The following is an 8,120-nucleotide window of genomic DNA, read 5'->3' on the forward strand; positions in this document are numbered from 1 at the left end:
AATCGGCGGATTCACGCACCGTGCTTAGGCACATCAGAGCGGGTCATTAGCTCAGTTGGTAGAGCAGTGGACTTTTAATCCATTGGTCGATGGTTCAAGTCCATCATGACCCACCATTCTTTATTCGTTGAATAATAGGGTGGTTTATAATCGGCGGATCTACGCAGCGTGCTTAGGCACATCAGAGCGGGTCATTAGCTCAGTTGGTAGAGCAGTGGACTTTTAATCCATTGGTCGATGGTTCAAGTCCATCATGACCCACCATTCTTTATTCGTAGAATAGTAGAGTGGTTATAATCGGCGGATTTACGCAGCGTGCTTAGGCACATCAGAGCGGGTCATTAGCTCAGTTGGTAGAGCAGTGGACTTTTAATCCATTGGTCGATGGTTCAAGTCCATCATGACCCACCATTCTGGTTTATTCAATTTCAGTTTATCTGACTCCCAGTTAGTAAATTCATATCGCTTCATATAAAAAGCAAAAAACACTTACATAATCATCGTCAAGCTAAATATAATTGCGTTAATCAAATTGCTTTACTCACCATTACTGTTATTTAGTTTTATATTCTCGTATAATCCGCCCCATAATTGCACTGTAGATTAAGTGGTCGAGAAATGAATTTAGCTCAAACTATTATGCCTGAAGGTTATATCTTTCCTCCTAAACCAGCTCCATTGAATAATGATGAGCAGGCGCAATACAAAGCACGTATCAAACAATTATTGATTGATAAAAATGCCGTATTGGTTGCCCATTATTATACTGATCCTGAAATTCAAGCGCTTGCAGAAGAAACCGGTGGTTGTGTTGCTGATTCGCTAGAAATGGCTCGCTTTGGTGCTAAGCACGATGCCGACATGATTATCGTTGCCGGTGTACGTTTTATGGGTGAAACAGCAAAAATACTGACACCGAATAAAACCGTGGTTATGCCAACACTAGAAGCAACCTGTTCGCTTGATATTGGTTGCCCAATTGATGAGTTCTCTGCGTTTTGTGATCAGCACCCTGATCGTAAAGTAGTTGTATACGCAAATACATCAACTGCCGTTAAAGCTCGCGCTGATTGGATTGTTACCTCATCGTGTGCCCTTGAAATTGTTGAGCACCTAGATGAAATGGGTGAAAAAATCATTTGGGGCCCAGATAAACATTTAGGTGCCTATATTCAAAAGAATACTGGCGCTGATATGATCATGTGGAATGGCGCATGTATCGTGCATGACGAATTTAAAACCAAAGCGTTAAAAGACATGAAAGCGCTGTACCCTGATGCTGGCGTTTTGGTTCATCCAGAATCACCAGCAGAGATTGTAGCGTTAGCTGATGCAGTAGGTTCAACCAGTCAATTGATCAAAGCGGCACAAACGATGAACAATCAAAAGTTTATTGTAGCTACAGATCGCGGCATTTTTTATAAAATGCAGCAGTTATGCCCAGATAAAGAATTTGTTGCCGCCCCAACGGCTGGCGAAGGCGCAACCTGTAAGAGTTGTGCGCACTGCCCGTGGATGGCAATGAACGGCCTCAAAGCGATTGAGGAAGCGTTATTAGATGCAACTGGCAAAGAAGTGTTTGTAGATATGGACCTTCGTGAAGGCGCACTCAAGTCGCTTAATCGGATGCTCGACTTCTCAGCGTCACTCCAACGCTAAACCAAGTTATAAAGATAAGGCCGCTGATACTGCTATCAGCGGCCTTTTTTGTTTGTTTACTAGGCAGTTAACAGGCAAAAGGGAAAAACACCTTGCACCGCCGCGTGCTATTTCATACTATTACGCCGCGTTATACATTAACGCCTGCGGTGAGGTGGCTGAGTGGCTGAAGGCGCACGCCTGGAAAGTGTGTTTAGGTTAATCCCTAACGAGGGTTCGAATCCCTCCCTCACCGCCATTATTCTATATCAGGACGCCTCATGGCGTCCTTTTTTGTGCTTATCAATAAAGCTTCTAATTTTATATATCAATACGCCCCCTTTATCTAGTAACTTAATTCATTGAACTCAAACAAGTTCCATTCAGTTACAAATTTGGCTATGATGCTAAATATTCAACAAAAGGATTCTTGATGAAACATATCCTACTAATAGTTATTGGTGCAAGCCCTCAAGTATTAACTGAGACGCTTTACGCTCTTCATCAGCAGGGTAAGCCTATACCCGAAGAGATTTTTGTTATAACTACAAAAAGCACAAAGGCTATGCTTACTGATGGACTATTTAAGCAAGGTCACTTAGCTAAATTAATAGCAGACTACCAACTTCCCAATATTAAACTTCCCGATGAAAATATATGGCTAATAGAAGACAACAAAGGCCAACCTATTGATGATGCAAAATCTGAAATAGAACAAACTTATATGGCTGATTTTATTACCCGTAAAGTATTTGAGCTTACTAATAAAAATAACATTAGTATTCATGCCTCAATCGCGGGTGGGCGGAAAACCATGGCGTTTTATTTAGGTTATGCAATGTCATTATTAGGGGGCGAGCAAGATTCACTCAGCCACGTATTTGTAAACGACGAGTTTGAATTTGTAAGAGACTTTTACTACCCAACACCATACAACCACATGATCGACGGTAAAAATGGCAAACAAGTTAACTGTAAAAATGCGCAAGTTACACTTGCCGAAATACCATTTGTACGTATGCGCCAATCAATCGACGAAACCCTCATTACGAATATGCAAAGTGCCTCGTTTAGCCAAACAGTAGCAAGTTTAAACTCAGCACATAAAAAAGATTTAGCTCTTGAAGTAAATGCTAAGGCAAAAACACTTACCTTTGCAGGGGTAGAAATTAAACTTACCGCCAAAGAATGCGCCTTTTATTTATGGTTAAACAAATATAGTCAAAGTGGAAAAACTGGCTTAATTGTTGACCGTAACTTTGAAGAAACATTGAGCTACAGCAAAGAGTATCTAACGCATTTACAGCAAAATAGCAGTGATTTACGTATATTCCGTGATACGTTTGGCGTAGAACCAGAAGACTTTAGAGATGGTTTACACAGTAATTTAAAAGTAATGGAAAAAACGTTTGTACAGCAAACACGCAGCCGGATAAACAATAAAATAAAAAATTTGTTACCCAACGAGCTTGCTAAAAAAATAGCGATTGACTCTAATAACCAAAGTTTTGAAACAAGCTACTGGTTAAGTGCAGTAACACATAACATAAAAATAAATATAACGGCTTAAACTTCACAAGCTTGCAAATGCATAAAAATAAATAAGTTTGGTAAATTAGTTTATAAGGAAGTAACGAAGAATGAAGCAATCAATGAACTTTGAACATATTAAGCAACAATGGCCAGAACTACACCAGTTAGCCGCTTTTGCAGAAGAGTATGCGATTACCGATCCGCAAAGTTCATTGGTTAAATTACGTTGCTTTGCCGAAAAAGTCGTAGGCTTCATTTATAAAGAGCTCTGTTTACCTGCCAACCCTAATTCGACTTTTCAAGATAAACTCATTGCTGACAACTTTAAATCAGCAGTACCACAACAAATACAAGATAAACTGCATGCTATACGTAAAAGCGGTAACAGAGCAGCGCACGAAGGCAAAGTAAGTCAGCAAGAAGCGGTATGGATTTTAAAAGAAACTTACTTTATTTCTTGTTATCTTTATATGGCTTTTGCCAATGGCGATCAAAAAGACTTACCAGAATTTACTGCACCCGAACTTACTCAATTAACTAACCAAACAGATGCCGCTTTTGCAAAACAAAATAAGCAACTATCAAAGCAGCTAGAAGAAAATAAACTTCGATTGAAACAAGCGTTAAATGAATTAGAAGCCGCTCAGCAAGCGCAGCAATTGGCTCAAAAAGAAGCAGCCAAACTTAAAAGTGTTATTGATCAAAATAAACTCACTGAATTGCAAACAAATAATAGTGCAATTACATCTAGCTTTAACTTTAATGAAGACGAAACCCGCAAACGAATTATCGATTTAGACTTACGCGCAGCAGGGTGGCATGTTGCACTTGATGATGTTTCTACCGATGAAGTAGGCAAAGAAGTAAAGGTAAATGAGCAACCAACGCCAACAGGCACTGGCTACATAGATTACGTTTTATGGGATGACGACGGAAAGCCACTTGCTGTAATAGAAGCCAAACGCGCCCGTGAAAACATCGAAAAAGGCCGTGAGCAAGCAACGCTTTATGCCAACGCGCTCGAAAAACAATTTGGTCAACGCCCTGTTATTTTTTATTCAAACGGGTGGGATATAAAAATCCTAGATGATGCGCAAGGCTATAATAGCCGTGGATTATACGGTTACTATTCAAAAGATTCCCTGCAGTACTTAATAAAGCAGCGCACGCTGAAAAAAGATCTAAACACCACGCCAATAGATACTGCAGTAGCAGGGCGTTTGTATCAAATGGAAACCATAACCCGTGTTTGTGAGCGCTTTAGCGACAAACACCGCAAAGCGCTTATTGTGCAAGCAACCGGCACAGGTAAAACACGCGTATCTATTGCGCTTGCTAAGCGTTTACTTGATGCGGGTTGGGCAAAGCGCGTACTGTTTTTATGTGACCGAAAAGAGCTACGTAAACAAGCGGGTAATGCCTTTACCGAACACACTAAAGAGCCAGTACACATTGTAGGAAAAAGCGCTAAAAATACCGCAGCGAGTGCGCGCGTATTTATCGCGACTTACCCAGGCATGCTGCGCATAATGAACAAGTACGACGTAGGCTACTTTGACCTGATCGTGGCTGATGAATCGCACCGCTCAATTTACAATATTTATGGCGATATTTTTAAATACTTTGACGCGCTAGAAGTGGGCTTAACCGCCACGCCGGTAGAAATGGTATCGCGCTCAACCTGTGATTTGTTTAGCTGTGATTACAAAATGCCAACAGCCAATTACCCACTTGAAGACGCCATAGAACAAGGCAACTTAGTCCCATACAAAATTGTAAGTTACACCACACAGTTTTTACGCGAAGGCATTAAAAAAGACAACCTAACCGATGAGCAAATAGCCCAACTAGAAGAGCAAGGGATTGACCCTAACGAACTCAACTTTGACGCAAAACAAATAGACGAAGCTATTAAAAATAAAGACACCAACAGGCTAATACTTCGTAATTTAATGGAAAAAGGCCTGCGCGATAAAGACGGCCAGCTACCTGGTAAAACTATTATATTTGCTCGTAACATAGCCCACGCCGAATTAATGGCGCAGCTGTTTAGTGAGCTTTACCCACAACATGGTGCTAATTTTTGTCGCGTTATTCACTCAAAGTACGAACGCGCCGAAGAGCTAATAGACGACTTTAAATCAAGCGACGAAAACAGCGTACGCATTGCCGTATCGGTCGATATGCTCGACACCGGCATAGACGTCCCCGAGTGCGTAAACCTTGTATTTGCAAAACCCATAAAATCAAAAGTAAAATTTTGGCAAATGATTGGCCGTGGCACACGCTTATGCGAAAACCTGTATGGCGCAGGCAAGCACAAAACCCACTTTTTAATATTCGACCACTGGGCTAACTTTGAATACTTTGACGAAAACCCAAAAGAAGAAGACGTAAAACAAGCTAAATCTCTACTGCAAAAACTATTTGAAGCGCGGGTAACCCTTGCCCAAACCGCCCTTAAAAAAGCCAATATGGATGTGTTTGACCAAACAATTAAATTAATTCACGGCGATATTTGTTTACTGCCAATGGAATCAATATCAGTACGCGACAACTGGCAAGTGGTCGAAACCTATAAAGATCTAAAACGCCTTAATCAATTTGCGCCCAACACAGCCAGCGACTTACTCGAAAAAGTAGCGCCGCTTATGCAGTGGCGTAACATCATGGGGCAAAGTGAAGCGTACAAATTTGATTCTGAGCTAACCACTATTCAAACGCTGTTACTTACTGATGCAAACCAAATTGATTTAGCTAAACAAAGTGTAATGAACAAGGTTGAGTCGCTACAAATGCACTTAAACGAAGTGCGTAGCAAAGCACCTGCAATAGCAGAAATACAAACAGAGCAATATTGGCAGTATTTAACCCATGCAGCACTTGAGCAAAGCCGTATTAATTTACGCAGTATTATACACCTGCGTAATAAAGATATAGCACCGCCACCCACTGCTTTTATACTTGATATAACCGAAGACACCAACCAAATACACGAAGCCGACAGGCTCACAAAAATAGTCTCTATTGATTATCAAATATATCGCCAAGAGGTTGAAAAAACACTCACCCCATTATTTGAAACCGACAGCGTACTTAAAAAAATCCGCAATGGCGAACAAGTAACCGAGGCCGACTTAGCACAATTAAGTTCGTTAGTGCATACGCAAAACCCAAGTGTTGATTTAAATACCTTAAAAGAGTTTTTTCCCGAATCAACCGCGACGCTCGATAAAATATTGCGTACCATAGTCGGTATGGACAAAAACGCCATAGAGCAGAGCTTTACTACCTTTGTGCAGCAAATACACACCCATGTAAATGCCAAACAACAGCGCTTTATTGGTATGTTAAAAAACCACCTAATTCGCCACGGCTCTATTGAAATAGCCCAGCTTTACGATGCACCTTTTACACAAATACACGACATGGGGCTTGATGGCGTATTTAGCCAGCAACAAGCCGACGTAATCGAGCAATTTATTAAGCAGTTTGACGTAAAACTAGGCAACAAAGCCCAAAGCGTCGAAAAGCAAATACACCTTTAATTTTATAAGCGCGTAATTTACTTCGCGATTAAACAGCACTAACTAGGATACACATTAATGATAACCGGACCTTTAAAAAGTAAAATCGATAAACTATGGGAAGAATTTTGGACAGGCGGAATAACTAACCCGCTTACCGTAGTAGAGCAAATTACTTTTTTAATGTACGCCCGTATGCTCGACATGAACGAGCAAGCCGACGAAAAACGTTTCGCGAGAACCAAAAAGCCGTTTAACCGCCGCTTTACCGACGCCGAGCAACACATTCGTTGGCAAAACCTGCGTCATTTAGGGGCTGAAGAGTTATACAAACTGGTTAAAGATGAGCTGTTTCCGTTCTTTTCAAAAACCTCAGACGACGTATCGCCAGAAGGCGCGGTATTTAACGAGTTTATGAAAGACGCGCAATTGATGATCCAAAAGCAAAGCTTATTGGTAAAAGCCGTTGAAATGGTAAACGACTTACCCCTTGAAAACTCAGACACCAAAGGCGATTTATACGAATATTTGCTTAGTAAACTCACCACCGCAGGCATTAACGGCCAGTTTAGAACGCCGCGCCACATTATACGCGCCATGGTCGAAATGATGGACCCAAGCACCACCAGCCAAATTTGTGACCCATCAACCGGCACCGGTGGCTTTTTGTCGGTAAGTTACGAATACCTATTACAAAAATACACCTCAGTCGAGGGCATAGAGCGCGAGCCAGTGCTTGACGTAAATGGCAATATACAGCTTGATGACAGCGGAAAACCGCTTGAAAACTTACTGTATTCAGGCGACTTAATTACCCCAGAGCAGCGCACCCACATAGATACAAACATGTTCAACGGCTTTGATTTTGACGCCACCATGCTACGCGTAGCCGCCATGAACTTAGTAATGCACGGCATTAAACAACCGGGCATTCATTATCAAGATACCCTAAGCCAAAACTTTAAAGAGCACTACCCGCAAAAGGCCAAAGAAGGGTACGACATTATACTCGCCAACCCGCCATTTAAAGGCAGCCTAGACGAAGAAGACGTGTGCCCCGAGTTATTACGTAAAGTAAAAACTAAAAAAACCGAGCTGCTGTTTGTAGCCCTTATTGAGCGCATGTTAAAAGTAGGCGGGCAATCAGCCACTATCGTACCCGACGGCGTATTATTTGGCTCATCAAAAGCGCACGTACAACTGCGCCAATTATTGGTAGACAACAACCAGCTAGAAGCGGTAATTTCACTGCCAAGTGGCGTGTTTAAACCCTACGCCGGTGTATCTACCGCCATACTTGCGTATTCTCATGACTTTGATCACCGATTCTCATCAGCTTTGATCACTTGATTTATCATTTTGTAGAGCCGTTTTTAAATTAGCTTAACTGATCATCATCAGTCAATTTATTTAACTGTTTTC

Annotated in this window: 4 protein-coding genes and 4 tRNA genes; all 8 read left to right on the plus strand. The window is 41.4% G+C overall.

All coding sequences use genetic code 11. The features are described 5' to 3' along the window. The first annotated feature begins 40 nt into the window (after positions 1-40). The 8 genes from H5187_RS14560 (at position 41) to H5187_RS14595 (ending at position 8,048) form a co-directional block, all read left to right on the plus strand. Positions 41-116, plus strand: a tRNA-Lys gene (locus H5187_RS14560). Positions 117-188: 72 nt separating this feature from the next. Continuing rightward, a tRNA-Lys gene (locus tag H5187_RS14565) sits at positions 189-264 on the plus strand. A gap of 71 nt (positions 265-335) precedes the next feature. After that, positions 336-411 (plus strand) — tRNA-Lys (locus H5187_RS14570). Between the two features lie 207 nt (positions 412-618). After that, positions 619-1,659 (plus strand): quinolinate synthase NadA, encoded by a 1,041-nt coding sequence (gene nadA / locus H5187_RS14575; protein WP_149982565.1) that lies wholly within the window; start codon positions 619-621, stop codon positions 1,657-1,659. 148 nt (positions 1,660-1,807) lie between these two features. Then, a tRNA-Ser gene (locus H5187_RS14580) sits at positions 1,808-1,897 on the plus strand. Between the two features lie 174 nt (positions 1,898-2,071). Next, the gene (csm6, locus tag H5187_RS14585; protein WP_182797981.1) at positions 2,072-3,208 is read left to right on the plus strand and encodes a CRISPR-associated ring nuclease Csm6; all 1,137 of its coding nucleotides are present in this window, start codon (positions 2,072-2,074) and stop codon (positions 3,206-3,208) included. A 70-nt stretch (positions 3,209-3,278) separates the two neighbouring features. Further along, positions 3,279-6,719, plus strand: coding sequence for a DEAD/DEAH box helicase family protein (locus tag H5187_RS14590; protein WP_182797982.1), 3,441 nt, complete (start codon positions 3,279-3,281; stop codon positions 6,717-6,719). A gap of 57 nt (positions 6,720-6,776) precedes the next feature. Next, a complete protein-coding gene (locus tag H5187_RS14595) occupies positions 6,777-8,048 on the plus strand; it encodes a class I SAM-dependent DNA methyltransferase (protein WP_259401730.1) in 1,272 nt (423 codons plus the stop codon). Positions 8,049-8,120 lie beyond the last annotated feature (72 nt).

It is taken from the genome of Pseudoalteromonas sp. SG44-1, from assembly GCF_014164315.1.
Taxonomy (GTDB): Bacteria; Pseudomonadota; Gammaproteobacteria; order Enterobacterales; family Alteromonadaceae; genus Pseudoalteromonas; species Pseudoalteromonas rhizosphaerae.

Bases quoted from the DNA above. Each gene is read 5' to 3' on its own strand.
- H5187_RS14590 (WP_182797982.1), top strand. From the start codon at position 3,279: ATGAAGCAATCAATGAACTTTGAACATATTAAGCAACAATGGCCAGAA.
- nadA (WP_149982565.1), top strand. From the start codon at position 619: ATGAATTTAGCTCAAACTATTATGCCTGAAGGTTATATCTTTCCTCCT.
- csm6 (WP_182797981.1), top strand. From the start codon at position 2,072: ATGAAACATATCCTACTAATAGTTATTGGTGCAAGCCCTCAAGTATTA.
- H5187_RS14595 (WP_259401730.1), top strand. From the start codon at position 6,777: ATGATAACCGGACCTTTAAAAAGTAAAATCGATAAACTATGGGAAGAA.